27 protein-coding genes are annotated in these 25822 nt (G+C 72.4%); 10 read left to right on the top strand and 17 right to left on the bottom strand.

Features of this window, described 5'->3' with window-relative positions:
- Positions 1-4: 4 nt before the first annotated feature.
- The 10 genes from QFW80_RS14590 to QFW80_RS14545 form a co-directional block, all read right to left on the bottom strand.
- Positions 5-529, bottom strand: a complete 525-nt coding sequence (locus QFW80_RS14590) for a prepilin-type N-terminal cleavage/methylation domain-containing protein (RefSeq protein WP_280602707.1) — start codon at positions 527-529, stop codon at positions 5-7.
- A 140-nt stretch (positions 530-669) separates the two neighbouring features.
- Entirely contained in the window at positions 670-2820 is a 2151-nt protein-coding gene (locus QFW80_RS14585; RefSeq protein ID WP_280602706.1) for a CHASE2 domain-containing protein, read from the bottom strand.
- 61 nt (positions 2821-2881) lie between these two features.
- The gene (locus tag QFW80_RS14580) at positions 2882-3493 is read right to left on the bottom strand and encodes an OmpA family protein (RefSeq protein ID WP_280602705.1); all 612 of its coding nucleotides are present in this window, start codon (positions 3491-3493) and stop codon (positions 2882-2884) included.
- A gap of 3 nt (positions 3494-3496) precedes the next feature.
- Entirely contained in the window at positions 3497-3940 is a 444-nt protein-coding gene (locus tag QFW80_RS14575; RefSeq protein WP_280602704.1) for a FecR family protein, read from the bottom strand.
- Between the two features lie 225 nt (positions 3941-4165).
- A complete protein-coding gene (locus tag QFW80_RS14570; protein ID WP_280602703.1) occupies positions 4166-4420 on the bottom strand; it encodes a hypothetical protein in 255 nt (84 codons plus the stop codon).
- Entirely contained in the window at positions 4417-5310 is an 894-nt protein-coding gene (locus QFW80_RS14565) for an NAD(P)/FAD-dependent oxidoreductase (RefSeq protein ID WP_280602702.1), read from the bottom strand. Before QFW80_RS14565 ends, QFW80_RS14570 begins: the two co-directional genes overlap by 4 nt.
- Before the next feature lie 279 nt (positions 5311-5589).
- Positions 5590-6096 carry a hypothetical protein gene (locus QFW80_RS14560; RefSeq protein ID WP_280602701.1) on the bottom strand — a complete coding sequence of 169 codons (507 nt, stop codon included), beginning with the start codon at positions 6094-6096 and terminating at the stop codon, positions 5590-5592.
- 11 nt (positions 6097-6107) lie between these two features.
- A complete protein-coding gene (locus QFW80_RS14555) occupies positions 6108-6848 on the bottom strand; it encodes an HAD family hydrolase (RefSeq protein WP_280602700.1) in 741 nt (246 codons plus the stop codon).
- Positions 6849-7010: 162 nt separating this feature from the next.
- Positions 7011-7373: an EF-hand domain-containing protein gene (locus QFW80_RS14550; protein WP_280603069.1), complete on the bottom strand. Its 363-nt coding sequence runs from the start codon at positions 7371-7373 to the stop codon at positions 7011-7013.
- A gap of 494 nt (positions 7374-7867) precedes the next feature.
- Positions 7868-8059 (bottom strand): CPXCG motif-containing cysteine-rich protein, encoded by a 192-nt coding sequence (locus QFW80_RS14545; protein ID WP_280602699.1) that lies wholly within the window; start codon positions 8057-8059, stop codon positions 7868-7870.
- Positions 8060-8142: 83 nt separating this feature from the next.
- On the opposite strand from QFW80_RS14545, the gene QFW80_RS14540 reads away from it, so the two are divergent.
- Positions 8143-9330, top strand: a complete 1188-nt coding sequence (locus QFW80_RS14540; protein ID WP_280602698.1) for a PQQ-dependent sugar dehydrogenase — start codon at positions 8143-8145, stop codon at positions 9328-9330.
- A gap of 189 nt (positions 9331-9519) precedes the next feature.
- Here the strand turns inward: QFW80_RS14540 and QFW80_RS14535 are convergent, their stop codons facing one another.
- Together QFW80_RS14535 and QFW80_RS14530 are read right to left on the bottom strand one after the other, a co-directional pair.
- Entirely contained in the window at positions 9520-10401 is an 882-nt protein-coding gene (locus tag QFW80_RS14535) for a lytic transglycosylase domain-containing protein (RefSeq protein WP_280602697.1), read from the bottom strand.
- 130 nt (positions 10402-10531) lie between these two features.
- Positions 10532-10951, bottom strand: coding sequence for a DUF4920 domain-containing protein (locus QFW80_RS14530; RefSeq protein ID WP_280602696.1), 420 nt, complete (start codon positions 10949-10951; stop codon positions 10532-10534).
- Positions 10952-11050: 99 nt separating this feature from the next.
- Between QFW80_RS14530 and QFW80_RS14525 the strand changes: the two genes are divergently transcribed.
- The 4 genes from QFW80_RS14525 (at position 11051) to rarD (ending at position 14122) form a co-directional block, all read left to right on the top strand.
- Positions 11051-11569, top strand: a complete 519-nt coding sequence (locus QFW80_RS14525) for an adenine phosphoribosyltransferase (protein ID WP_280602695.1) — start codon at positions 11051-11053, stop codon at positions 11567-11569.
- A gap of 2 nt (positions 11570-11571) precedes the next feature.
- Positions 11572-11985: an MmcQ/YjbR family DNA-binding protein gene (locus QFW80_RS14520; RefSeq protein ID WP_280602694.1), complete on the top strand. Its 414-nt coding sequence runs from the start codon at positions 11572-11574 to the stop codon at positions 11983-11985.
- A gap of 287 nt (positions 11986-12272) precedes the next feature.
- Positions 12273-13214 (top strand): drug/metabolite exporter YedA, encoded by a 942-nt coding sequence (yedA, locus tag QFW80_RS14515; RefSeq protein WP_425603584.1) that lies wholly within the window; start codon positions 12273-12275, stop codon positions 13212-13214.
- The gene (gene rarD / locus QFW80_RS14510) at positions 13211-14122 is read left to right on the top strand and encodes an EamA family transporter RarD (RefSeq protein ID WP_280602692.1); all 912 of its coding nucleotides are present in this window, start codon (positions 13211-13213) and stop codon (positions 14120-14122) included. The genes yedA and rarD overlap by 4 nt, the downstream gene beginning before the upstream one ends.
- Before the next feature lie 173 nt (positions 14123-14295).
- On the opposite strand, the gene QFW80_RS14505 is transcribed toward rarD, so the two are convergent.
- Positions 14296-15387, bottom strand: a complete 1092-nt coding sequence (locus tag QFW80_RS14505) for an alpha/beta fold hydrolase (RefSeq protein WP_280602691.1) — start codon at positions 15385-15387, stop codon at positions 14296-14298.
- A gap of 152 nt (positions 15388-15539) precedes the next feature.
- Here QFW80_RS14505 and dapA point away from each other — a divergent pair, with 152 nt between their 5' ends.
- Positions 15540-16439, top strand: a complete 900-nt coding sequence (dapA, locus tag QFW80_RS14500) for a 4-hydroxy-tetrahydrodipicolinate synthase (protein ID WP_280602690.1) — start codon at positions 15540-15542, stop codon at positions 16437-16439.
- 283 nt (positions 16440-16722) lie between these two features.
- On the opposite strand, the gene QFW80_RS14495 is transcribed toward dapA, so the two are convergent.
- The 4 genes from QFW80_RS14495 to QFW80_RS14480 form a co-directional block, all read right to left on the bottom strand.
- Positions 16723-18039 carry an ABC transporter permease gene (locus tag QFW80_RS14495; protein WP_280602689.1) on the bottom strand — a complete coding sequence of 439 codons (1317 nt, stop codon included), beginning with the start codon at positions 18037-18039 and terminating at the stop codon, positions 16723-16725.
- An 85-nt stretch (positions 18040-18124) separates the two neighbouring features.
- On the bottom strand, positions 18125-19291 hold the full coding sequence (locus QFW80_RS14490; protein WP_280602688.1) for an ABC transporter permease: 1167 nt from the start codon (positions 19289-19291) through the stop codon (positions 18125-18127).
- 16 nt (positions 19292-19307) lie between these two features.
- The gene (locus QFW80_RS14485; RefSeq protein ID WP_280602687.1) at positions 19308-20000 is read right to left on the bottom strand and encodes an ABC transporter ATP-binding protein; all 693 of its coding nucleotides are present in this window, start codon (positions 19998-20000) and stop codon (positions 19308-19310) included.
- Positions 20001-20132: 132 nt separating this feature from the next.
- The gene (locus tag QFW80_RS14480) at positions 20133-21365 is read right to left on the bottom strand and encodes an efflux RND transporter periplasmic adaptor subunit (RefSeq protein ID WP_280602686.1); all 1233 of its coding nucleotides are present in this window, start codon (positions 21363-21365) and stop codon (positions 20133-20135) included.
- A gap of 211 nt (positions 21366-21576) precedes the next feature.
- On the opposite strand from QFW80_RS14480, the gene QFW80_RS14475 reads away from it, so the two are divergent.
- The 4 genes from QFW80_RS14475 to QFW80_RS14460 all read left to right on the top strand — a co-directional run bounded on the left by QFW80_RS14475 (position 21577) and on the right by QFW80_RS14460 (position 25742).
- Complete coding sequence (locus tag QFW80_RS14475) at positions 21577-22485, top strand: ABC transporter ATP-binding protein (RefSeq protein ID WP_280602685.1); 909 nt, start codon at positions 21577-21579, stop codon at positions 22483-22485.
- On the top strand, positions 22485-23243 hold the full coding sequence (locus tag QFW80_RS14470; protein ID WP_280602684.1) for an ABC transporter permease: 759 nt from the start codon (positions 22485-22487) through the stop codon (positions 23241-23243). The genes QFW80_RS14475 and QFW80_RS14470 overlap by 1 nt, the downstream gene beginning before the upstream one ends.
- Before the next feature lie 360 nt (positions 23244-23603).
- Positions 23604-24785 carry a sensor histidine kinase gene (locus QFW80_RS14465; RefSeq protein ID WP_280602683.1) on the top strand — a complete coding sequence of 394 codons (1182 nt, stop codon included), beginning with the start codon at positions 23604-23606 and terminating at the stop codon, positions 24783-24785.
- Positions 24786-25139: 354 nt separating this feature from the next.
- On the top strand, positions 25140-25742 hold the full coding sequence (locus tag QFW80_RS14460) for a response regulator transcription factor (RefSeq protein ID WP_280602682.1): 603 nt from the start codon (positions 25140-25142) through the stop codon (positions 25740-25742).
- Positions 25743-25822: the final 80 nt, after the last annotated feature.

The following is a 25822-nucleotide window of genomic DNA, read 5'->3' as shown; positions in this document are numbered from 1 at the left end:
GTGCTCAGAAGTCTTCGGCCAGGCCGATGTAGGCGCCGTCGCGCGCGCGGATCACGTCGTCCACGCTGTCCTTCTGGCTGACCTGCGGCTTGAACACGCCGTTCTTGCCGGCGCTGAACAGGTCGTAGTCGGAATTGATGGGATTCAGCCGCCGGTCCTTGCGCGCCGCGCCTCTGTTGGTCGTCTGGAGATTCGTGTAGTGGTACGGCCGCTCCCACGGATCGAGGAGCCCTGCCCGGCCGATATCCGCCAGCGACTCGGGCAGCGGCCCACCGGGCAACCCCTGGAAACGCTGGATCTCCAGCTCCATGGCGGCGATGTCGGCCACGGCGGTCGCCACGCGCGCGCGTTCGATGAAACCTGCGAACTGCGATTGCGCGATCGCGGCCAGGATCGCGACCACCGCCACGCCGAAGATCAGTTCGATCAGCGTGAAGCCACTTCCCGAGCGGCTGCGCCAACGGGCGAGGGACCTGCCCACCCGACGCGGACGCAGCTCACGCGACTGCGGCCCGGGGACCTGCCGCATGGCCGTCATCGTGGGCGCTGCCGGCGCGGGGCAGTGGGGGCAGAGGTCTTCATCGGAGGAAGATAACGGCAACCGGGTTCGGAACGTGAGCCCGCCCGTCGCTGGACGGACGGGATTCCGCTTCATCTCGCTGAACGCAGCTATTCCCGGAGGGCCGGGGATCGCACTTCACGGCATTCGCGCCTTAGGCAGCGGTCCGCGGCCGCGGTCGACCCCGGTTTGGAGCAGGCGCCCACCGCCCCCTGCTGAAGGCCTGCACCGGATGCCACGTCGGCTCCGCCTGCTGCGGCTGCGGCAGCCGCTTGCGCGTCCTCGTCGCGGAAGCTCGCGACGATCCGCAGGATTTCCTCCTCGATCGCGAGAAACGCATCCAGCACCAGCGGATCGAACGCGCTGCCGCGCAGCGCCCGCATCATGTCCATGGCCTGCGCGTGCGGGAACGGCGCCTTGTAGCAGCGGCGGTTGACCAGCGCGTCGTACACGTCCGCCACCGCCATGATCCGTCCCGACAGCGGGATGTCCTGCCCGGCCAGCCCGGCCGGATAGCCGCCACCGTCCCAGCGCTCGTGGTGGGTGGCGGCGATCTCGCTGGCGACGGTGAGGAAGTTGTCGCCTTCGATGCGGTTCGCGGTGCTGAGGATGATCTGGCGGCCGAACTCGGCGTGCCTGCGCATGAGCACCCACTCCTGCGCGGTGAGCGGGCCGGGCTTGAGCAGGATGTGGTCGGGCACGCCGACCTTGCCGATGTCGTGCAGCGGCGCCGACAGGAACAGCAGCCGCACGTAGTCGTCGCCGAGGATGTCGCGGTAGTGGCCGCTGCGCTGCAGCTGCCGCGCGATGGCGCGCACGTAATGCTGGGTACGCTTGATGTGCGCGCCGGTCTCGGGATCGCGCGTCTCGGCGACGGCGGACATGGATTCGATCGTGACCTGCCGGGCGTTCTCCAGCTGCCGGCTCCAGCGACTGGCGTGGTGCCGGTGGATCGCCAGCCGGGTGGCGAAGCAGGCCAGCAGCACCGTGCCCATCACCAGCAGCGGCGCAGCGATCGGCACGTAGGCGCTGCTGTCGACGAAGCTGCCGCGCGCGAGCGCGCCCAGCACCACGGCCGTGACCAGGGTGACCGCCGACAGGACCGCCAGCCGGCATCCGGCGGCGAACAGGCCGCACTGCAGCGCGGCGAGCAGCAGGCCGAGCGCCGCCGCCGCCCAGCCGCCCCATGCCGGCACGCGCACCACGCGCCCGTCGAGGATGTTCTGCGCCAGTACGGCCTGCACCTTGGCGCCTGAAAAGCTGCGGTCGAGGGCCGTCGCATGCAGGTCGTTGAGCCCGACCGCGGACGATCCGATGAACACGATCCGGTCGCGCAGGTCGTCCGGGTCGACCGCGCCGGACAGCACCTGCACCGCGGGCAGGCTGCGGTAGAGGCTCGACGCACCGTTGAAGCGCAGCAGCGCGCTGCCGTCCCGCCCGACCGGGATGGCGTGGTCGCCGACCCGGATCGAGATTCCGTCGCGCCCCGCTTCCACCCGCCCGGACTCGACCCCGAGCGCACGCATGGTCGCGGCCAGCGCCAGGCTCGGATGCACCACGCCGCGGTGCTCGATCAGCAGCGGCAGGCGCCGGAGCAGGCCGTCGTCGTCGGTGCGGATGTTGACGAAGCCGCTGCTGCGGGTCTGCGCGGCGATCGCATCGAGATTGTCGAGCACGCCCGGGGCGTCGTGCAGGTCGAGCCGGTCGAGCGCGCCGTCGAAGCCGACCCCGGGACGCGACGGCCGGCCCGCGTCCGTGGCATGGTCGAAGTAGAAGTAGCGGGCACCGACCACGTCGAAGCGGGCCATCTGCCCGCCGAGGAAGCCGTCGTTGTCGAGCAGCCCCTCCGGCACGCCGGAGATCGCCACCTCGAGGCCGAAATCGCGCTCGAAGGTGCGGCGGATGTCGTCGAGGGAGGCGCGGTCGGCCTCGGGCAGCAGCACGTCCAGCGCGATCGCCGCCGGGCGCGCCGCGGCGATGCGCTCGATCAGCGCGGCCAGCCGGTAGCGCGGCCATGGCCACTGGCCGACGGCCGCGAGGCTGGTTTCGTCGATGTCGACCACCACCGTGTCCGCGGCGACCTCGCCGGCGGCGGTCATCGCGGTCAGGGCGTCGAAGACGCGGTGATCGAGGCGCTCGACCGGCGCGGCGCCGAACAGTCCCGCCAGCCCCAAGGCAAGCGCGAGCAGCAGGCCCGCCGCGGTGAAGGCGAGCGCCTGGCGGCGCGACAGGGCTTCGGAGATCGCCCGGGTCGAGGTCATGCGCCCGTCCCGGCACACGGACGTCCGGGAACGCGATGCGCGCACCCGGGACGCGACCGACTCACAGGATGAAGATCTCGGCGCGCCGGTTGCGCGGCTCCGGCACGCCCGGCGGCGTCTTCACCAGCGGCTCGCGGTCGCCGAAGTACTGCACCTCCACCGGCAGGTCCGGATCGATCTGCCTGAGCAGCGCGGCGACGGCGCGCGCACGCTGCGCCGACAGTTCGAGGTTGTAGGCGGCCGCGCCGGCCGAGTCGGCATAGCCGAACACCGTCACCTCGGTCGGCAGGCGGCCGCGCACCACGTCCAGCACCTGCGGCAGCAGTTGCCGCGACTCGGGCGTGAGCTCCATGCTGTCGAACAGGAAGTGCAGCACGAAGCTGCGCGGCGGCGTGGGCTGCGCCGCGAGCAGGGCGCGATGGGTGCGGCCGACCTCGTCCGGATCGCGCGCCCGGCGCAGTGCGGGTGCCGACGCGGCGTCGCCGACTTCGACCGCCTCCCACGCACGCGAGACCGCCTGCGAGCCCTGCGCGTTGGCCACCACCACGCCGCCGACATGGCCGTCCTGGTCGGGCATCAGGGTGATGCGCGTGGGCGCGCTGGCGCATGCCGCCAGCAGGGACAGGCACAGCAGCGCGGCCGCGAGGCGCACGAAGGACAGCGCGAGGCCCATGGGTCAGTCCGCCTCGATCAGGAAGCGCGTGCCGCGCACGCCGACGGTGGCCTTGGGCGTCTCCACCCTGACGGCGTCTGGCGCGAGCTTGCCGATCTTGCCTGACTCGTAGATCGCCGCGCCGCGGGCCATGTACAGCGAGAAGGCGTAGTTGCCGTCCTTCGGCTCGAACACGTAGTCGCGCACGAGGATGTCCGCGCCACTGCCCAGGGTCAGCAGGGTGCCGTCGCGGAACGCGATCGCGACGGTGGCACCGTCGGCGGCGACGATGCGATCGGACACGTCCAGGTGCGCGCCCTGCGTCGCGGCACGCGATGCGCTGTCGCGGCTGATGACGACCTCGCCCGCCACGCTCTTGACGAGGGCGACGCCCTGGTCGGACGCGGACGCGTGCAGCGCCAGGCTCGCGAGCATCCCCGCGAGCAGCAGTCTGAGGGCGTGGCCCATTGTATTTCCCCTTCTGTAGCGCTGGCGCCGCCCGGGCGCTGCTGTGGACGGAACGGGCCTCGCCAGCACGCCGGGGCCATGAAATCGATCACATCCGTTGACGGCCGCGTCGCGGGTGCCTTGAGCGGCTGGGCTGGGTGGAACTGAACGGGCTGAACGCGATCACGCAGCGACGCATGGCCATTCGACCTGCCGCGCCTCGCTCTCCTGCGGGCCGTCTGGCGCCTAGGCGGATGGTTTCGGCCGCAGGCACTGCCCCACGATCGCGGTCACCAGGATGCAGCTGTTGGTCACGATGAAGACCCAGTTGTCCAGCAGCACGCTGTAGGCGATGAAGCCCACCGAGGCCAGGCTCTGGCCGATGAACAGCCAGCGCGAGACGCCCGCGCCCGTGCCGTCGGCGACCTGCTTGCGGATCTGGCGCACCAGGGTCGCGAGCAGGATCGCCGAGGCCGCCCAGCCGATGAGGTCGGGGTTCATCGCACCGCCTCCGGCGCCGCGCGCGGCGTGTCCGGCAACTGGCCGTGGACGTGGGTGGCTGCGATCGCGGCGTGCCCCACCGCCACCGAGATCTGGTTGAGCCCGCCGACCACGTCGCCGATCGCGTACAGGCCCGGCACGCAGGTCTGCTGGTGGCGGTCGACCACGACCTCACCGCTGCGGGTGCGCTCCACGTCCAGGCCGTCCAGCGGCAGGGTCGCGTCCGAGCCGAGGTAGCAGTACACCGTCTCCAGCGGCACCACGTCGTCGGCGCGGTGCCAGTGGCAGCGTCGTCCGTCGAACCGCAGTTCGCCGGCGCCCAGCCATTCGATGCCGGCCGCGCGCGCGGCCTCGCCCGCCTCGCCACCGTCGCCGCCATCGGACGGCAGGGCGAATACGCGCGAGGAGAACGTGCGCAGGAAGCGCGCGTGCGAGCCGATGTCGCGCGCCGGCCCGAACACGCCGATGGCCAGGTCGCTGGCCTCGAACGCATCGCAGATGGGACACAGCCGCAGCGCCCCGCAGGCGATGGCTTCTTCCGCCCATGGACCCGGCAGCCGGTCGCGCAACCCGGTCGCCAGCAGGACCGCGCGGGCACTCCAGTCGCGATCCCCGGCGGCGATCACGAAGCCCTCCTCCGCGCGCGCGATGCGGTCCACCCGCACCGGTTCGACCGGCACCGATACCGCCGCCGCCTGCGCGTGCAGGCGCCGCAGCAGCTCCTCGCCCGACACCCCGCCGGGAAAGCCCGGGCAGTTATTGCTTTCCGGAATCCAGCGCGCGCGGCTCTGGCCCGCATCGAACACGACGCAGCGACGGTGGAAGCGCTGCAGGTAGCTGGCGGCGGTCAGCCCCGCGGGGCCGCCGCCGATGATCGCGACATCGAACATGCACGCATCCCGGGCAAGGCGAAGCCGCACACGTTAGGCCGGTGCCCGTGGAGGGCGCGGGAAGACGGAGGCTGCGCTGCGATCACGCGCGGCCGGACGCGACCCGCCATCCGGTGCCGGGGCATCGACGCGCCGGGAGCGCCGTGCGGGTGCACGCCCCCCGGGCAGACGGGAAGGCCGCGGCCACAGCCCGAACCTGCCGGGGGCCCGCGCGTGGCCTTCGCCGTGTCCGCGCGCCCCCGGCCGCGTCGGCCTCGCCACGGCGGGTCGGTCGTTGCGCTAGCGTGCGTCCCGCCGCCCGGCAGCGTCGACCAGCGGCCGGCCCCAGCGCACGTAGCTTTCGGCGATGTCGCCGCGGATGCGGCGGTCGATGCCCGTCGCGACCTCGAGCCGCGCGGCCACCGCCTCCCAGCCCTCCGATGGATCGAGACGGCGCGCCTCGAGCACGGTCCGGCAGGAACGGCCGATCGCGCCCGCGAGCGAACACGCGTAGTAGACATCGCCCGCATGCAGCACCGGATCGGCCAGCGCCTCGACCACCAGCGCGCGCGGCGCCTCGTGGTAGCGCACGATCTCGTCGACGAAGGCGTCGCGATAGCGCGCGGCATACGCGTCCATGTCGTGCAGATGGGCGTCGATCCAGTCGCTGCCGGTACGGGGTTGCCACGGCGCCGGAACCGCGGCGACGCCGGCACCCGTGTCCGGAGCAGACGGATCCGCCGCGTCCTGCGCATGCACGCCGGCGGCGCTCAGCAGCAGACACAAGACGGCGGAGGACAGGCGCACGGCGCGCTCCTTCAGCGAGACGGGTCGGAGACGGCGGCCACGCCCGACAGCTCGCGCAGCGCCTGCGGCAGGCCCTCCGCGGTCGCCACCTGGCGCAGGCGCGGATGGCCGCTCACGTCCGCGGCCTCGGCCTCGTGCGCCCAGGTCAGGTGGTAGGGCACGTGCACGCCCCACCCGCCCAGCTCCAGCACCGGCACGATGTCGGACCGCAGCGAGTTGCCGACCATCGCGAAGCGGTCGGCGGGAATGTCGAATTCGTCCAGCAGGCGCGCGTAGGTGCCCGCGTCCTTCTCGCTGACGATCTCGATCCGGCGGAACAGGTCGGCCAGGCCGCTGTCGCGCACCTTCGCCTCCTGATGGAACAGGTCGCCCTTGGTGATCAGCACCACCGCGTGCTCGGCGGCCACCGCCTCGACGGCCTCGCGCACGCCGGGCAGCAGTTCCACCGGGTGGCGCAGCATGTCCTTGGCGATCTGCACGATCCGGTGCAGGTCGCGCGCCGGGATGCGGCCGTCGGTGATGTCGACCGCCGCCTCCACCATCGACAGCGCCATGCCCTTCACGCCATAGCCGAACACGGCGATGTTGCCGCGCTCGACCGCGTACAGCCGGTCGCGCAACCGCACATCGCCCAGGTCCACGTGCCGGGACACGATCTGCTCGAATTCGTCCTGCGCGGCGTCGAAGTAATCCTCGCTGCGCCAGAGGGTGTCGTCGGCATCGAAGCCGACCATGTCGATCGCAGGGGCCATGCGCGCATTATGCCGCCGCGCACACGACATCGGCGGCCCGGAGGCCGCCGATGGGGACACATCATCAACGCGCTGCCGGGATGGCGTGCGCGCCGGGCACTGAGCGCCCACCGGCCGTGGAGTGGAGAGGTCGACCGGCACAACGCTGCTGTGCGCCCGGACTCAGTCGGCGCCACCGGCGTCGGGCTGCGGCGAGGCGCTTGCGGCGGCCACGAAGGCCTTGTATTCGTCCGGCGTCAGCTCACCGTCGGTGTCGGTATCGGCCTGGTCGAAGACCTGCGCGAGCTGCGGCAGGTTGCCGGCCTCGGACTTGCTGAGCGTGCCGTTGCCGTCCACATCCAGGTCGGCCCAGGTCAGCGGCTGCTGGCCGGCGGCCGGAGCGGTGGACTGCGTCGGCTGCGCCTGCGCGGCCGGATCCTGCGGTGCCGGGGTGGTGGCGTCCTGGGCGAAGGCCATCGGCATGGCGAGGGCGGCGCCCAGTGCGATCAGTCCGGCCAGCGGCTTGCGTGCATTCTTCATCACGATACTCCCGTGTGTTTGAGTGGCGCGCGGCGTTGCGTCCTGAGTGACCGCTTCCGCACGGGGCCCACCTTGCCCACCGCTCCATAAAAATTCCTGCATGTACGACGTTAACGATGCGTTCCGCGCCGCTTGGGGTTCAGGAAGGTGCACATGTGCACACGTGATGCGTCATGCACGCAGCGGAGACAGCACCTCGGTGCGTGCACTCGCACGCGAGCGTCCAGCGCGTGCGCATGCAAGCGTGTCGAGGACGACATGCATCCTTGCGTGAGTGCGTGCGTGCGTGCGTACGCGGCGCGCGGCGCGCGGCGCGCACGCAGTCTCCTGTGGGCTGCGCGCGCCAATGCCTGGTCCGGAAGCAGGCGGCCATGCGCGGGACACGCTGAAGCCCGTTGCCATCACGGCGCTGGAGCGATGCCGCCGCTACTGCCACACATGCACGCGGGTCACGACGCAGCTCGGGCTCGCGCGCAGCCCGGACGCGGCGCGGCCCCTCGCTACTCGTCCTCGCGCCGCAGCTCGACCTGCAGATCGCCCTGCGCATCGACCGAAACCTGCACCAGGATCGGCCGGCAGCAGACCTGGCAGTCCTCGACGTACGTCTGGCCCTCGGCGCCGGGGTCCAGGGCGAGGGTCAGCGGTTCGCCGCAGTAGGGGCAGGCGGCATCGCCGTATTCGAGCGCGTGCATGGACGGATCCCGGGACGGCCCGGCGGGCCATGCGTGGACGCTATCATGCGTCGACCCACCGATTCCCGGCGAGGAGACCGACGATGCCCCGCACCGCCTTGACCACCACCCTGCTGTCGCTCGCACTGCTCGCGGCCTGCAACGCCGACGGCACCGCCGCCACCGCGAACGCACCCGCCACTGGGCCGGATGCACCCGCCGCGGAGGCGCCGGCTGCGCGCGAGACCCGCGAGATCGGTCCCTTCTCGATCGAAACCGTCGCCCGCTTCGACGAACCCTGGGCGCTGAGCTTCCTGCCGGACGGCCGCCTGCTGGTGAGCGAGAAGGCGGGCACGCTGCAGCTGGTCGACGTCGCATCCGGCAAGGCCGCCGAGGTCACCGGCGTGCCGGAAGTCGCCTACGGCGGCCAGGGCGGCTTCGGCGACGTGGTGCCGCACCCGCAGTTCAGCGACAACGGCCTGGTGTACCTGAGCTATGCCGAAGCCGGCGACGGCGACACCGCCGGCGCCGCGGTGGCCCGCGCGCGGCTGGTCATGGACGACGCCGGCGGCGGCACGCTGCAGGATCTCGAGGTGGTCTGGCGCCAGGTGCCGAAGGTCAGCGGGCGTGGCCATTACGCGCACCGCATCGTGTTCCACGACGGCAAGCTGTGGATCTCCTCCGGCGACCGGCAGAAGTTCGATCCGGCCCAGGACATGACCTCGAACATGGGCAAGGTGCTGCGACTGAACGAGGACGGCAGCGTGCCCGACGACAATCCCTTCTCCGGCCAGGGCGACGTGGCGGCGCAGGTGTGGTCGCTCGGCCACCGCAATCCGCTCGGGCTCGCGTTCGACAGCAACGGCCAGCCCTGGGACATCGAGATGGGGCCCAAGGGCGGCGACGAACTCAACAAGGTCGAGCGCGGCGCCAACTACGGCTATCCGATCGTCTCCAACGGCGACCATTACGACGGCCGCCCGATTCCCGACCACGACACGCGTCCCGAGTTCAAGGCGCCGGCGATCACCTGGACGCCGGTGATCTCGCCGTCGAGCCTCGCGTTCTATTCCGGCGACCTGTTCCCCGACTGGCAGGGCGACGCGTTCGCCGGCGGCCTGTCGTCGCAGGCGCTGGTACGGATCGAGTTCGACGGCGACCGCGCCTGGGAAGCCGAACGCTACGAGATGGGCGCGCGCATCCGCGGCGTGCGCCAGGGCCCCGACGGCGCGCTGTGGGTGATCGAGGACGGCGAGGACGGGCGCCTGCTGAGGCTGGCGCCGAAGGGCTAGTCGGAGCCGGAATGCCGGGCGGGGACGGACGGATGTGTCGTTTCCCCGCCCCGGCTGATGGAAACCGGGGTCAGAGTCGAGTTTCCCCTTGTTTCCGCGGCGCTCGGNCGCACTCCGGGGAAACTCGACTCTGACCCCGGTTTCGCGGTTTCGCCCGTTTCGATCAAGGCGATGCTCGCCACGCCTGCGCTACTGCGCAGGCCGCTCCACCCGGATCCCCATCGCTTCGCGATAGCGCGCGTGCAGTGCCTGCACCTTGGCGATGTAGGCCTGCGTCTCGGCGTACGGCGGCACGCCGCCATAGCGATCCACCGTGCCGATGCCCGCGTTGTAGGCCGCCAGCGCCAGGGTGCGGTCGTCGCGGTAGCGGCGCAGCAGCGCGCGCAGGTGGCGCGCGCCGGCGCGGATCGACTGCCGCGCATCGAACGGATCGTCCACGCCGTAGTCGGCCACCACGTCGGGCATCAGCTGCATCACGCCCTGCGCGCCCTTGGAGGACACCGCATCGGCATCGAATGCACTCTCCGCATGCGCGACCGCGCGCAGCCACGCGTCCTCCACGCCGGTCGACTTCGCCGCCGCACGGAACTCGGCCGCGAACGGCTCCAGCCGCGGCGCGCCCACCTGGCCCAGGCCTTCGTGCGCCGGCTCGCCCGGCGGGGTCACCGCGGTGAAGCGCAGGAACACGCGCGAGCCCGGCAGGTTGCGGGTGGAGTAGACCAGGCGCCCGTCCTGCTCGCGTTCGTAAAGGGTGCCGCTGAACACGCCCATCGCGCCCCACAGGTTGGGCGTCTGCACGGCGTTGTCGTCGATCTGTTTCGCCTCGCACTTCGAACCGGGTTCGGGCGCGGTGGCGAGACTGACGGTGCCGTCGCGCACGCAGCGGTACACGGTGCGCGCCTCGGCCGGCGGCGCCACGCCGGCGGTCGTCGCCAGCAGGCAGGCCAGGCCCGTCGCGATACGGCCCGCCGGCGCGTGGCGCCGCACCCCCGCGAGGATCCCGCCGCCGACGCGCGTTTCGCCCGCACGCCCGTCCTGCAGCGCCATGGCCTTCTGGACGTCGGGGCGCATCCTGTCATGCGCCTCGCGCGTGCGGGCGGCGACGGCGATCCCGCGCCACGGGTGCGGCCAGCCGCTTCGCACCACTGACATCGTCGACAGCTTGCGGTGCATGCCTGGATGAGCGCGCGGCCGGACCGGGTCAGGACGCGATTTCGACGCCGTCCGCGGTGATGCGGTATTCCACCGGTTCGGCCGCCACGCCGCGCCCGCTGTCGCCGGACAGGTGCTCGACCTGCGCCGGCGTCAGCGCCTTGCGCGTGAGCACGCCGTGCACCACCGCGCGTCCGGCGGTGTCCTTCGGAATCGAGAACGCGTGGTCGCCGAACATGACCCGCGCCGCGCGGCCGTCGTCCTCCAGCATCAGCCAGCAGCCCTTGGCCTGGCAGACTTCGGCGATGCGGCCGCTGAAACGGCGCGGCTGGCCGGCATGCGCGTCGAACGCGGCGATCGCCTGCGACACCGGCACGGTGTCGCCGTCGGGGATCGGTTGCCCATAGGGCGTGGCGGCGTGCGCGGCCGACGCGGCGAGGGCCAGGGCCAGAAGGATCGGCAGGCGCATGGCGGCGCTCCTTGTGTCGGGGCCGCCACGATAGCGCGAAGCGCACGGGGCCCGGCGTGAGGCTAGGATGCCGGTCCCGACCGCTGCCGGAGGGCGCCCGTGCCCGACTGGTCCACGCTGATCCGCGACGTGCCCGATTTCCCGAAGCCGGGCATCGTGTTCAAGGACATTACCCCGGTGCTGGCGGACGCCGGCGCCTTTGCCGCCGCCATCGCCGACCTCGCGGCGACCTGGCGCGCCACGCCGCCGCACGCGGTGGCGGGGATCGAATCGCGCGGCTTCATCCTCGGCGCGGCGCTGGCGCAGGCGCTGGGCTGCGGCTTCGTGCCGGTGCGCAAGCCGGGCAAGCTGCCCGCGCGCACGCTGGCGCAGGACTACGCGCTCGAGTACGGCCACGACCGGCTCGAGGTGCACGCCGATGCGCTGCCGCCCGGCGCGCGCGTACTGGTGGTCGACGACGTGCTCGCCACCGGCGGCACCCTGCGCGCCGCCACCGCCCTGCTGCGCCGGCAGGGCGCGCGGGTCTGCGGCGCGGACGTACTCGTGGAACTGGCCGCGCTCGACGGCCGCCGCCGCTGGGACGACCCGGCGCCGCTGCGCGCGGTGCGCGTGCTGTAGCCATGCAGGTCGCCGCGCTCAAGCGCTACTGCGCCGGCCTGCCGGGCGCCGGAGCGACGCTGCACGGGCCTCCGGCCAACATCCTGGTCTACGCCGTCGGCGGCAAGCGCTTCGCCCACTTCAAGACCAGCGCGCCGCAGCGCTGGCGCTTCAGCGTCAAGGCGCCGGCGGGCCGGTTCCTCGAACTCACCGACCAGCCCGGCATCCAGCCCGCGCGCTGGCTGGGCCGCTTCGGCTGGATCACGATCGTCGACGTGCGCGCGATGCCGGCCGCCACCCTGCGGGCGCTGGTGGACGACTCCTGGCGCAGTGCGGTGGCGAAGCTGCCGAAGTCGCGCCGGCCGGTGCAGGTCCCGCTGGACGACGGGGCACGGGCGCCGTCGCGCCGGCGCCCGACGGGCGCCTTCCAGGACTGACGGGACCGGCGCGCAGGCGCGGTGCACGCGGGAGCCAGACCGCGTATCCGGCCCGTGCCCACGGCAGACGCACACGCGGCACCGGGCACGCGGTGCGAAGCCCCGCGCCGGGCGGGCGCCGGCCGCGGCGTGCGGTCCATTCCCGAGAGCGTCTGCGGTTCCGGACGCAGCCCGCATGCCATCGCCGGCACCCCGCTGTTGCGGCACTGGAACGCCGCGGCGCCTTAGAATGTCCGCCCGTGCGACACGCCACCCGCGTCCGCACCTCCCCTGCCCCACGGTGCCCGATGCGCCCTGCGCCTGCATCGGTCGGCCCAGTGTCCGCGTCGCCCTCCGCCATCGTGCTCGCGCTGGCGTCGGTGTACCTGGTCTGGGGCTCGACCTACCTCGCCATCCGCTTCGCCCTGGAGGGCGGCTGGCCGCCGCTGCTGATGGGCGGCGTGCGCTTCCTCGCCTGCGGCATCGGCCTGTACGCGTTCCTGCGCTGGCGCGGCGTGGCCGCGCCGACGCGACGGCAGTGGCGCAACGCCGCGTTCGTCGGCGTGCTGCTGCTGGGCATGGGCAACGGCCTGGTGTGCGTGGCCGAACAGACGGTGTCGTCCGGGCTGGCGGCGGTGGCGGTGGCGTCGATGCCGCTGTGGATGGCGCTGTTCGCGATGCTGCGCGGCGAGCGCCCGGTGCGCATGGAATGGCTGGGCCTGGGCGTGGGCTTCGTCGGCGTCGCCTGGCTCAATGCCGGCAGCAGCCTGTCGGCTACGCCGGCGGGCCTGGTCGCATTGCTGGTCGCCGCGATCGCCTGGGCGTTCGGCTCGGTCTGGAGCCGTGGCCGCGACCTGCCCGCGCCCTTCATGTCGGCCGCGGCGCAGATGCTGTGCGGCGGCGCGGCGATGCTGATCGTCGGCCTGGCGCTGGGCGAACGCTTCGCGGACTGGCCCACGCCCCGCGGGCTGCTGTCGGTCGGCTACCTGGCCACGTTCGGCTCGCTGATCGGCTTCAGCGCCTACATCTGGCTGCTGCAGCACGTGCGCCCCGCGCTGGCCGGCAGCTACGCCTACGTCAACCCGGTGATCGCGGTGCTGCTCGGCGCATCGCTGGCGGGCGAGCGCTTCGGCGCGCACGAACTCGGGGCGATGGCGGTGGTGCTGGCGGGCGTGGTGGCGATCACCCTGGCACGTGCGCGCAAGGCACCGGCGCCGGTGCCTCCGCGCCCCGCGGACGCGGAGGCATGAGCCCGGTCGCGCTCGACCGCCGCGGCCTGTGGATCGCGGTGGGTGCCTTCGTGATCTGGGGGCTGATGCCGCTGTACTGGCACCTGCTCAAGGCGGTGCCCTCGCTGCAGATCGTGCTGCACCGGGCGGTGTGGTGCGCGGTGCTGGTCGCGGCGTGGCTCACCCTGCGCGAGGGGCGCGGCTGGTTCGCCGCGGTGGCCGCGCAGCCGCGGCTGGCGGGCATGCTGGCGCTGTCCGGCGCGCTGATCGCGTGCAACTGGGGCCTGTACGTGTGGGCGGTGAACGCCGGGCACGTGGTCGAGGCCAGCCTGGGCTATTTCATCAACCCGCTGCTCAACGTGGTGATCGGGGTGCTGTTCCTGCGCGAGCGGCTGTCGCGCGCGCAGTGGGCGGCGGTGGCGCTGGCCGCGTGCGGGGTGCTGTGGCTGACCTTCCACTACGGCAGCTTCCCGTGGATCGCGCTGTGCCTGGCCGGCTCGTTCGCGCTGTACGGGGTGATCCGGAAGTTCGCCGCGGTCGAGGCGGTGCGCGGGCTGGGCGTGGAGAACATGTTCATGTTCGCACCGGCGGTGGCGCTGCTGGCGTGGTTCGAACTGCAGGGCCAGGGCGGATTCTTCTCGCTGCGCTGGGGTGGCTGGACCGATGCGCTGCTGGTGCTGGGTGGCGCGCTGACCGCGGTGCCGCTGATCTTCTTCGCCTACGCGGTGCGGCGGGTGCCGCTGAGCGTGGTCGGCCTGCTGCAGTACATCGGCCCGACCCTGCAGCTGCTGCTGGGCGTGTTTTTCTTCGGCGAGCCCTTCGGCAGCGACCGCGCGATCGGTTTCGGCTTCATCTGGATCGGGCTGGCGGCGTTCGCGATCGACGGTGCCCTCGCCCATCGCCGCCGCGTGGTGGCGCAGCAGGCGTAGGGTCGCGACACCCGTCTCGTAGCCCGGATAAGCGAAGCGCATCCGGGGATTGCGGGCGCCATGTGCCGGCCCGCGGTGCCAGCGCGCGTTCGAACCGCGGCGCGATGAGCGTCGTGTGCGTTGGTGATGCGCGGGGCCCCGGATGCGCTTCGCTTATCCGGGCTACGGGGTGGCTAGGCGTCAGTGGGCGGGGGCGGATCGGTCAGCGCGAGTGGCGACTGGCAGTGGCGCGCGGGGGCGGCGTTGTCGAACCAGTCGATCACGGTCGGCGCCAGCCGGTCCAGGCGCATCGGCAGACTGATGTGGTCCTCGCCCGCCACCTCGAGATACTGCGCGCGCGGCGCGGCGGCGGCCAGCGCGCGCCCGTGCGCCACCGGCACGTGCGCGTCCTCGCGGCCGTGCACCAGCAGCACGCAGCCGGGCACCTGCGCCAGCGCGGCGCCCACGTCCACGCGGTCCAGCGGCAGCCGCAGCGTGTCGCCCGCCGCCTCGATCGCGCGTTCCAGCGCGGCGTCGTCCAGCTGCCAGCGCAGCCAGCGGTGGCTCACCTGCTGGGCCAGGCTCTCCGGCGCCTTGTGCAGCATGTGCGGGACCATGTCGCGGATCGCGCGGCCGGCGTTGTCGAACGACTCCAGCGCCACCACGCTCTCGACCTGCAGCCCGAGCTCGCGCGCGCTGAAGATCGCGGTGGCCGCGCCGTAGGACACGCCCATCACGTGCAGCGGGCCGGCGATCTCGCCGCGCGCGCGCAGCGCGGCGACCGCGTCGGCGATGTCGCGCGCCTCGCGCAGGCCGTAGCCCGCCGGCGCCGCCCCGGAGCGGCCGTGGTTGCGCAGGTCCAGCGCAATGGTGCGGTAGCCCGCCTGCGCCAGCTGCAGCGACCAGGGCAGCAGCGAACCGCCATCCATCATCCAGCCGTGCAGCAGCAGCACCGTTCCGCGCGGCGCGACCGGCACCGTGGGCGCGACGACGTCGAGGCTGAAATCCATCCGCCCGCGCTCGCTGCCGTCCGGACGGTAGGCGTAGTCGAGCCGGTAGGCGCCGGGGTCGAACGCGCGCCAATACAGCTCGATGCCCGCGGAGGTGGGCACGCGCCCCTCGCGGTGCGGCAGGCGCGCGACCAGCTGTTCGATGCGCGCGGTGGGCAGCAGCGGCGACACGCCGCCGGGCGCGACCAGGCGCCGGCCGAGGGCATCGCCGCCGTCGGGCCAGGCGAATCCGGCCAGCAGCAGGCAGGCACACAGCAGCGGCAGCGCGCGGCGCATCGGCGCGGTCCTCGGGCGAAAAAAGGTTGCACAGGTTAGGAACCGCGGGCGCGGCCATCTACCGCGTTTGCATGACAGTCCGGTGACAGCGCGGCGGCGATTCAGCATTAGAATCGCCGGTTCCGCCTTCCCCACCGCCCGGCATCCGCACCATGGCCTCCACACCCCTTCCCCGCGGCAGCATCGTCGCGCTCGTCACGCCGATGCACGACACCGGTCGCGTCGACTACCCGACGCTGCGGCGCCTGGTCGACTGGCACGTCGAGCAGGGCACCGACTGCATCGGCGTGGTGGGCACCACCGGCGAGTCGCCCACGGTGGACGTGGCCGAACACTGCGAGATCATCCGCGTCGCGGTGGAGCAGGCCGCCGGCCGGGTGCCGGTGATGGCCGGCTGCGGCGCGAACTCCACCGCCGAGGCGATCGCACTGGCCGAGTACGCGCGCGAGGTCGGCGCGCACAGCCAGCTGCAGGTGGTGCCCTACTACAACAAGCCCGGGCAGGAAGGCCTGTACCGGCATTTCCGCGCGATCGCCGAGGCCACCGGCGACCTGCCGGTGGTGCTCTACAACGTCCCCGGACGCTCGGCCGCCGACCTGCAGCACGACACCGTGCTGCGCCTGGCGCAGGTGCCGGGGATCGTGGCGATCAAGGAAGCCACCGGCAACCTCGAGCGCGCGCAGTGGCTGATCCGCGAGGCGCCGGACGGCTTCGCCGTGTATTCCGGCGACGACGCCACCGCGGTTGCGCTGATGCTCTGCGGTGGGCAGGGCAACGTCAGCGTCACCGCCAACGTCGCGCCACGGATGATGCGCGAGTTGTGCGAGGCCGCGCTGGCGCGCGATGTGGCGCGCGCGATGGCGCTGCAGATGCAGCTGCTGCCGCTGCACCGGCAACTGTTCGTCGAGGCCAACCCGATCCCGGTGAAGTGGGCGATGGCGCGCCTGGGCCTGTGCGGCCCCACCCTGCGCCTGCCGATGACCGAGCTGGATGCGGCGAACCGGCCGGCGGTCGAGGCGGCGCTGCGCGAGGCGGGGCTGCTGGACGACTGACGCGTCCCGAAGGAACGGCGGAGCCGTCTCGGCTTCGAATACTTGCGGTGTCGTCCTTCGGCGTCGCCCCTCGGACTGCGACGTCGGTCTCCACTGCCCTGTTCCCGTTTCACCGGGCATTGCGCCCTCTACGGGACGGTGGCCCGAAGGGCCGGATGGGCGAATGATCCGGCGCGCGACAGGCCCCCTCATCCGCCTTCGGCACCTTCCCCCGCAAGCGGGGGGAAGGAACGGCCATGCCGCGAGCGCCCTCTGGTCCGCAGCGCAGGATGATGCGCCCGCGCTACATCGCCCGCAGCGCGTCGGTGACCGGAAGCGTGGCGGCGCGCAGGGCCGGGAACAGGCCGCCGACGAAGCCGATCGCCAGCGCCCACTTCAGGCCCTCCCACAGCAGCTCGGGCGAGACCCGGAACTCGAAGCTCAGGCTGGCCACGCCGCCGGCCAGGGTCGAGGCGGTGTAGCCGTTGAACACCAGCCACGCCAGCAGCCCGCCGAGCAGTCCGCCCAGCAGCGCCAGCAGCATGGTCTCGAGCATCACCGCCACCACCACCGGCATGCCGCGGAATCCGATCGCGCGCAGCGTGGCGATCTCGCGCGCACGCGCGGCCACGGTGGCGAACATGGTGTTGAGCGCGCCGAACACCGCGCCGATCGCCATGATCGAGCCGACCACGATGCCGATGATGCGCAGCACCTTGGTCAGCGCCTCGGACTGCGCGGCGAAGTAGTCGGCAGTGGTGTCGGCTTCCACCTGCAGCCGCGGGTCGGCCGCGAGGGTGGCCTTGAAGGCGTTGAACGCCTTGGGGTCGGTCAGCTTCGCGAACACCGAGGCGCGGCTGCTGCCGCGGTTGAAGGTCGAGGCCACCACTTCGGCATCGGCCCACATCTCCGAGGCCATCGCGTCGTTGGACTCGAACACGCCCACCACCGTCCAGACCTGGCTGCCCAGGCGGATCTCCTTGCCAGGGTCGAGGCCCTGGAACTGGCGCCGGGCGCCGGTGCCGACCACCAGCTCGCGGCGACCGGTCTCGAACCGGCGGCCTTCCACCAGCTTCAGCTCCGGGCGCACCGCCCAGGCCATGTCGCCGACGCCGCGCAGGGTGGCGCTGCCGTCCTCGCCATCGCGGCGCGGCACGTTGGCCGACACCACCAGCTCGGCCGAGGCCAGTGGGCGTCCCTCCGCGTCGCGCGCGACTTCGGGCGCGCGTTCGATCGCGTTGATCGCCTCGCGCGAGACCACCGACATCAGCTCGGCCGACGAACCGCCGCGCAGTACGATCGCGGTGTCGTCGCTGCCGCTGCTGCTCACGGTGTGGCGGTAACCCTCGGCCATCGCCAGCAGCGCGACCAGCACCCCGACCACGCCCGCGATGCCGACCACCACCACCGACGAGGCGCCCAGGCGCTGGCGCAGCGTGCCCACGCCCACCCACGTCACCGAGGCCGCCTGGCGGCCGCTGCGGGTGAGCGCCATCCACAGCGCGAACAGCACCGCGATCCCGATCAGCGCCTGCCACGGCAGCACGATCCAGGCGGCGAGGAAGACGGCCAGCAGCAGGAACAGGCCGAACCCGCGGAGCAACTTCTTCAAAGTGGTCATCTGCATTTCCTCATGAGTTCCATCGCGTCCGACCGCCCGGCGCCGCGCAACGTGGCGGCGACGCGCAGGCGATCAACGCCGGCCATCAACGTCCGGCCAGCGCATCGACGATGTTCAGCCGCATCGCCCGCAGCGCCGGCAGCGCACCGACCAGCAGCCCGATCACGATCATCAGCCCCAGCCCCAGCGCCCAGCTCTCCCAGCCGATCGCCGGCAGGCTGATCACGCCGTTGCTGGCGGCCGTGACCACCGGACTGAGCACCGCAGCCAGGCCGAGCCCGAGCACGCCGCCGATCACCACCAGCAGGATCGACTCGGCCAGCACCATCCCCAGCACGCTGGCGCTGGTAAAGCCGATGGTCTTGAGCACCGCGAGTTCGGAGGTGCGTTCGCGCACCGCCTGGGCCATGGTGTTGCCGGTCAGCAGCAGCAGGGTGAAGAACACCGCGCCCATGATCGAGCCCACGATCAGGCCGATGTCGGCCATCTGGTTGAGCTGGGCGGCCATCGCCGCCTGCTCGTTCATGGTCTTGGTCTCGTTGGGCGAGTTGACCGACAGCGCGTCGATCGCCTTGGCCGCGGCGTCGCTGCGGTTCACGTCGGACACGCGGCTGATGTACCAGCCTACGGTGTCGTCCACGTAGGGCGTGGCTTCCTCGAAGTAGTCGTAGTGCATCAGGATCAGCGCGTCGGTGAAGCCGGCGCTGCGGCCTTCCTTGCCGCGCAACACGCCGACGATCTCGAACGACCAGTTCAGGGTGCCGTCGCTGTTGGGGAAGATCGTCGACTGCAGCGGGATGCGCTGGCCGACCTCCCAGCCGAAGCGGGTCATCATCTGCTGGCCGACCAGGATGCCGTCGCGGGTGCGCTTCCACGCGTCGAGCTGCGCGGGCTCGACGTCCACCTCGGGATACAGGTCGAGGTAGTTCGACGCCACCGCGAAGGTGAACAGCTGGTTGCGCGGGTTCTGGTAGGCGCCACCGAACCAGTTGGCCCAGGTCACGTCCTGGATGTTGTCGATCCGGCGGATCCGCGATTCCAGCGAGATCGGCAGGCTCTCCACGATCGACAGTCGCGAGGTGGTCTGCAACCGCTGCGCACCGTCGGCGCTCTGGCCCAGCTGCGCAAACGTGGTGCGGATGCCGTCGAGCATGCCGAACAGCAGGAACGCGGCCAGGATCGAGGCCAGGGTGAGGAAGGTGCGGGCCTTGCGCCGGAACAGCGCGGCCCAGATCAGGTGGAAGTATTTCATCGCGCGCCTCCCGGCCTCAGGCCGCGTGGGCCTGGCCGTCGACCAGGCTGCCCTTGTCCAGGTGCAGGGTGTGGCTGGCGTACTCGGCAGCCTTCGGGTCGTGGGTGACCATCACGATGGTCTTGCCGTGCTCGCGGTTGAGCGTCTGCAGCAGGCCGAGGATGTCTTCGGCCGACTGCCGGTCGAGGTCGCCCGTGGGCTCGTCGCAGATCAGCAGCTTCGGGTCGGACACGATCGCGCGCGCGATCGCCACGCGCTGCTGCTGCCCGCCGGAGAGCTCGGTGGGCTTGTGGCTGACCCGGTCCGACAGGCCGACCAGCTGCAGCGCGATCTGCGCGTTGCGCTTGCGCTGCGCGCCGCCGAGCTTGGTCAGCAGCAGCGGCAGCTCGACGTTCTTCTGCGCGGTCAGGGCCGGCATCAGGTTGTAGAACTGGAACACGTAGCCCACGTTCTGGCTGCGCCAGTGCGAGAGCCGGCCGCCGCCGAGCTGGTCGATGCGCTGGCCGTCGACCTCGATGCTGCCGCCGGTGGGCGAGTCGAGCCCGCCGATCAGGTTGAGCAGGGTGGTCTTGCCCGAGCCGGACGGCCCCATCAGCGCGACGAAGTCGCCCTGCGCGATGTCCAGGTCGATGCCGTGCAGCACCTCGACCTTTTCCGGGCCGCGCTGGTAGGTCTTGGTCAGGTTGCGGATCGATACCAGGGATGCCATGGCTTGCCTCGCTGTGGTGTCGTGGCCGGGAGCGTCCCGGTGGCGGTGTCGTTGCCCTGCGGGGTGGTTCGGTGCAGGGCGCGGGTTGTCACTGTGGGTGGGATCGAAGATTGGCGTTCGCCACGGGCATGCTCATGGCGCCTCCGTGGTGACGGTGGCGCCGTCGGCGAGTCCGGACGGCGGGGCGAGGACCACCGTTTCGCCGGGCGCCAGGCCCGAGGTGACCTCGCGCGCGTCGCCGATTGTGCCGCCGGCCTCGACTCCCCGGCGTTCGACCACGCTGCCGTCGCCGACCACGAACACCGCCGCGCCATCGCCCTGTCCGACCACCGCCGTGGCCGGCACGCGCACGCCGCGGCGCGGCGCCTCGTCCTCGGCCGGCGCCTGCTCCAGGAAGCTCACGGTCACGCCCATGTCCGGCACGATGCGCGCGTCCTTCTCCTTCAGCGCCACGCGCACCTTCACCGTGGCCTTGCCGCGGTCGGCGGTGGGGATGATCGCGATCACCTCGGCCGGGATCTTCCAGTCCGGATAGGCGTTGAGCGTGGCCTGCACCGGCATCTTCGGCTGCACCCGGCCGATGTAGGCCTCGCCGACGTCGACCTCGACTTCCAGCGAATCCATGTCGACGATGGTGCCGATGCCGGTGCGGGTGAAGCCGCCGCCGGCCGACAGCGGCGAGACGATCTCGCCCGGCTGCGCCGCCTTGGCGATGACCACGCCGGCGAACGGCGCGCGCACCACGGTGTTGTCCACGCCGATGTCGGAGATGCGCAGGCTGTCGGCCGCGACCTCGGCGTTGCGGCGCGCGGTCACCAGTTCGGCGCGCAGCGCGTCGCGCTGGGCCACGGCCTGGTCGTGCTGCGCCTTGGACACCAGCTGCTGGCCGACCAGGCGCGAGAGGCGCTGCGCATTGGCTTCCGCTTCGGTCAGGCGCGCCGAGATGCTCGCGGCCTGGCTGCGCGCCGCCGACAGCTGCGCCGCGCTGAGCGAGCGCTGGGCATCGGCATCGATCGGGTCCAGCCGCGCCATCACCTGGCCTTCCTCAACCTCCATGCCTTCCTCGATCAGCACCTCGCGCACGCGCCCGGTGATCTTGGCCGACACCGTGGCCATGCGCCGCGCCACCACGTAGCCCGAGGCATCGAGCACCGAGGCGGGCGCGGTGCTGGCCGACAGCGACACCGCGGTCGCGGTCTCCACCGGCACCGGCTTCTCGCGCGCGAACAGCCACCAGCCGGCCAGCGCCAGCAGAACCACCACCACCGCGGCGGCGAGCGCGATCCACAGCCCCTTGCGCGACGGCGGCGGGCCGGGCGAGCGGTCGATGCGGAGTTCGTTGAGCAGGTCTGCGTTGGTGTTCATGAGAGCACTGGACGGGGAACCGCGGCCATTGTGACCCAGCGGCCGCGTCGACGCGGCCCACGGCCACGCGCGACACGGTCAAGCGTAGCGGCGATGACGGCTGCAGGCCCCTGACAGCTGTCACCCGCTTGCGCTGACGCCCTCGCCTGCCGCGCACATGCCGCCATCGCCACGATGTCCCCGGGTCAACGCGTACGACGGAGCACGCCGCATGGAATCGACATCCGCGCCACTGGCGCAGCTGGCCGGGGTCGGCAAGCGCTACGGCGCGACCCGCGCGCTGGACGGCCTCGACCTTGCGCTGCATCCCGGCCAGGTCACCTCCCTGCTGGGCGCGAACGGTGCCGGCAAGAGCACCGCGGTCGGCCTGCTGCTGGGGCTGCTGGTGCCGGACGCCGGGCACGTGCGCGTGTTCGGCGAAGCGCCGCGCACGCCTGCAGTGCGCCGGCGCTGCGGCGTCATGCTGCAGTCGGCGGGCATTCCCGAGCGCCTGTGCGTGGGCGAAATGCTGGCGCTGGTGCGCGCCGGCTATCCGGCGCCGCGCAGCGTCGCCGACTGCGTCGCGCTCGCCGGCCTGGACGGACTGCTCGACCGCCGCTACGGCGCGCTGTCCGGTGGACAGCAGCGGCGGGTGCAGTTCGCGCTGGCGGTCTGCGGCCGGCCGCGCCTGCTGTGCCTCGACGAACCCACCACCGGGCTCGACCTCGATGCGCGCCAGCGGCTGTGGGCGGCGGTGCGCGAACTCGTCGCGGATGGCAGCGCGGTGCTGCTCACCACTCACTACCTGGAAGAGGCCGAGGCGCTGTCGGACCGGGTCGCGGTGCTCGCGGAGGGCCGCCTGGCCGCCGAGGGCGGCATCGACGCCATCCGCGCGCGCGTGGCGGTGCGCCGCATCCGCTGCGTGTCGTCGCTGCCGGCGGACACGGTCGCACGGTGGCTCGGCGTGCAGGCGGCCACGCGCGACGGCGACGCGCTGCGGATCCTCGCCGAACCGGCCGAACCGGTGGTGCGGTCCCTGCTGCAGCACGACCCCGCGCTGCGCGAGCTGGAGATCCAGCGCGCCGGCCTGGCCGATGCCTTCCTCGCGCTCACCCGCCCTGCCCCTGCCGAGGCCGCCTGATGGACACCGCGATCGATAGCCGCGCGCCATTGCGCGCCTACCTGCTCGAGGCCCGCTGCGAACTGCTGCGCATGTGGCGCGAGCCGGCGTACTGCATCCCGGTGGTCGCGTTCCCGGCGCTGTTCTACCTGCTGTTCGGCGTGCTGCTCAACCGCGGCAGCGCCGGCGCGGCGCAATACCTGCTCGCCAGCTACAGCGTATTCGGCGTGATCGGCGCGGCCATGTTCGGCTTCGGCGTGACCATCGCGATGGACCGCGAGCGCGGCTACCTGCGCCTGCGGCGCGCGCTGCCGACCCCGCCCGGCGCGCTGCTGCTCGCGCGCATGGCGATGGCGGTGCTGTTCGGGCTGGCGGTGTCGCTGCTGCTGGCGGCGCTCGCCGCGGGCCTGGCCGGCGTACGGCTGTCGCCATGGCAGTGGGCGGCACTGCTGGCGGTGAACGTGGCCGGCGTGGTGCCGTTCGCGGCCATCGGCCTGTGGGTCGGCAGCCTCGTGGGCGGCAACGCCGCGCCGGTGCTGCTCAACGCGCTGTACCTGCCGATGGCGTTCCTGTCCGGGCTGTGGCTGCCGCTGTCGATGCTGCCGGACTGGCTGGCGCGGCTGGCCCCGGTGTGGCCGGCCTACCATCTCGCCCAGCTTGCGCTGAAGGTGGTGGGACACGACGATGGCCATTGCGCCTGGCTGCATGTCGCGGTGCTGGCGGGCGTGACCGCGGTGTGCTTCGCCTTGGCGCAGCGGCGGCTGACGGCGGCGGAATGACGGCCATCGGGGAAACGGAGGAGATGGCATGAGTGCGGCACCCATGTTCGTGGCGCGTGGCAGCGGCCTGGGCCCGGCCGCACCCGAGCGCCGGATCCGGGTTGGCCGCGGCGCGGCCAGCGTGGCGGACGATGCGTATCGTCCGGCGCCCGCTCGACCCGCGCGGATCCGCGCGCTGCGTGCCGGGCGACACGCCGCGACCAGCCTTGCAGGCGTCCGTGGGCCGTGTCATGCCCGTCGCCGCACTTTGCATGCGCGGATCCCCGGGTGCGCTGCGCTTACCCGGGCGACGCAAGGCCGCATCGTTTGCAGCCCGGACAAGGCCGCAGGCCGCATCGCCGCCATATGGGCCTCGCACGCATGACCCGGCGTCCCGTGCCGCGCCGGCTGACGCCGCAGCCCGGTTCGCTTGCCGCGCTGGAGCAGCGCATGGGGCGCTCGCCGTGGACGGCGATGATCCACCTGGTGTGGTCGGTGTGGGTGTTCCTCACCCCCGCGTTCTCCGGCGGCGCCTACGGCTACAGCGCGCGCTGGGCCTGGCTCACGCTCGCGTCCTATCCGCTGTTCGTGTGGCTGTACGCGATGACGGTGGTGCTGTCGCCGCGCAAGGCCTACGCCTGTGCGCTGGCGATGGTGGCGCTGTGCTTCGCGCTGCTGCCGTGGTACCCGTCGGGCCTGAGCTATTTCGTGTTCGGCTGCGTGATGCTGCAGCCGCGCACCGGACGCTCGGTCCTGGCCTACCTGGTGGCGCTGGTGGTGCTCAACGCGCTGCTGCTGGGCTACGCGCTGCATATCGGCTACCCGTGGCAGGCGCTGGTGTGGATGCCCACCGTGACCGCGATCATCGGCGTGCTGGTGGTGCTGGAGCGCTTCGGCCGCGAGCGCGACGCGGCGCTGCGCCTGTCGCACGACGAGGTGCGGCGGCTGGCCGCGCTGGCCGAACGCGAACGCATCGGCCGCGACCTGCACGACCTGCTCGGGCACACGCTGTCGATGGTGGCGCTCAAGTCCGACCTCGCCGGCCGGCTGCTGGAGCGTGATCCCGCGGCCGCGCGCAGCGAGATCGGCGAGGTGAGCCGAGTCGCGCGCGAGGCGCTGTCGCAGGTGCGGCGCGCGGTGAGCGGGATCCGCGCGGCGGGGCTGGCCGCCGAGCTCGCCTCGGCCAAGCTGCTGCTGGAAACCGACGGCATCGCCTTCGACTACCGCTTCGACACCGGCTTCGCCGACAGCGCGCTGCCCGCGGGCGTGGAGATCGCGCTGGCGCTGGCCGTGCGCGAAGCCGCCACCAACATCCAGCGCCATGCCCGCGCCCAGCGCGCCGAGGTCAGCTTCGGCGTCGACGGCGGCGACGCGGTGCTGCGCATCGTCGACGACGGCCGCGGCGGCGCGATCGTGCCCGGCAACGGCCTGGCCGGCATGCGCGAACGGATCGAGGCCCTGCGCGGCCGCCTGCGCGTGGGCGCCGGCGAACGCGGCGGCACCGTGGTCGAGGCGCGCGTGCCGCTGGCGGCGAACGACGACGCGGCGCCGCCGGTCGGTTGAACGTCGCCGCGGTTCGCATCCCCGGATCCGGCATGCGGCCTTGTCCGGGCGACGCGGCAAGATTCGAACGGGCCGGCGTAGCCCGGGTAAGCGAAGCGCACCCGGGACCCATCGGGAGTTGAACATGGGCCATCCCTTCGCATCCGCAGCGCCCGGATGCGGCCTACGGCCTTATCCGGGCTACGCAGCTGGGCTCGAATGGGCCTCGTAGCCCGAGTAAGCGAAGCGCACCCGGGACTCCGCACGACGAGGCTGACCGACGCATCCTTCCTTTCGTGCCGTCCGCCCGCCCCGGCTCACGCGACCGACCTGCTACTTTGCCCGCATGCCCATGCCAATCCCCGCCCCCGCTCCGTGATCCGGATCCTGCTCGCCGAAGACCAGGCCATGCTGCGCGGCGCGCTGGCGGCGCTGCTGGAACTGGAAAGCGACATCACCGTTGCCGGCACCGCCGCCGACGGCGAAAGCGCGTGGCGCGAACTGCAGCGGCTCGAGCCCGACATCCTGGTCACCGACATCGAGATGCCCGGCCTGACCGGGCTCGAACTCGCCCAGCGCATCCAGCGCCATGGCCTGCCGGTGAAGGTGGTGATCGTCACCACCTTCGCCCGCGGCGGCTTCCTGCGCCGCGCGCTCGAGGCGGGCGTGTCGGGCTACCTGCTCAAGGATGCGCCCGCCGAGCAGCTCGCCGACGCGCTGCGCCAGGTACACCGCGGCGGCCGCGCGATCGATCCGCAGCTGGCGCTGGAAGCCTGGGGCGAAGCCGACCCGCTCAGCGACCGCGAACGCCAGGCCCTGCGCCTGGCCGGCGAAGGCCTCTCGGCCGGGCAGATCGCCGCGCGGCTCAACCTGTCCCACGGCACCGTGCGCAACTACCTGTCCGAGGCGATCGGGAAGCTCGGCGTCGGCAACCGCATCGAGGCCTACCGCCTGGCGCGCGAGAAGGGCTGGCTGTAGGACCGTCCCCGGTATCGCGAATCCCGGGTGCGCTGCGTTGACCCGGGCGACACGGGCACGGCGCGTAGCCCGGATAAGGC

Origin of the sequence: Luteimonas rhizosphaericola, from assembly GCF_029888045.1 — a bacterium.
Lineage (GTDB): Bacteria > Pseudomonadota > Gammaproteobacteria > Xanthomonadales > Xanthomonadaceae > Luteimonas > Luteimonas rhizosphaericola.
Note: the sequence above shows the minus strand (reverse complement) of the source record. Positions and strands in the feature narration are given on the sequence as shown.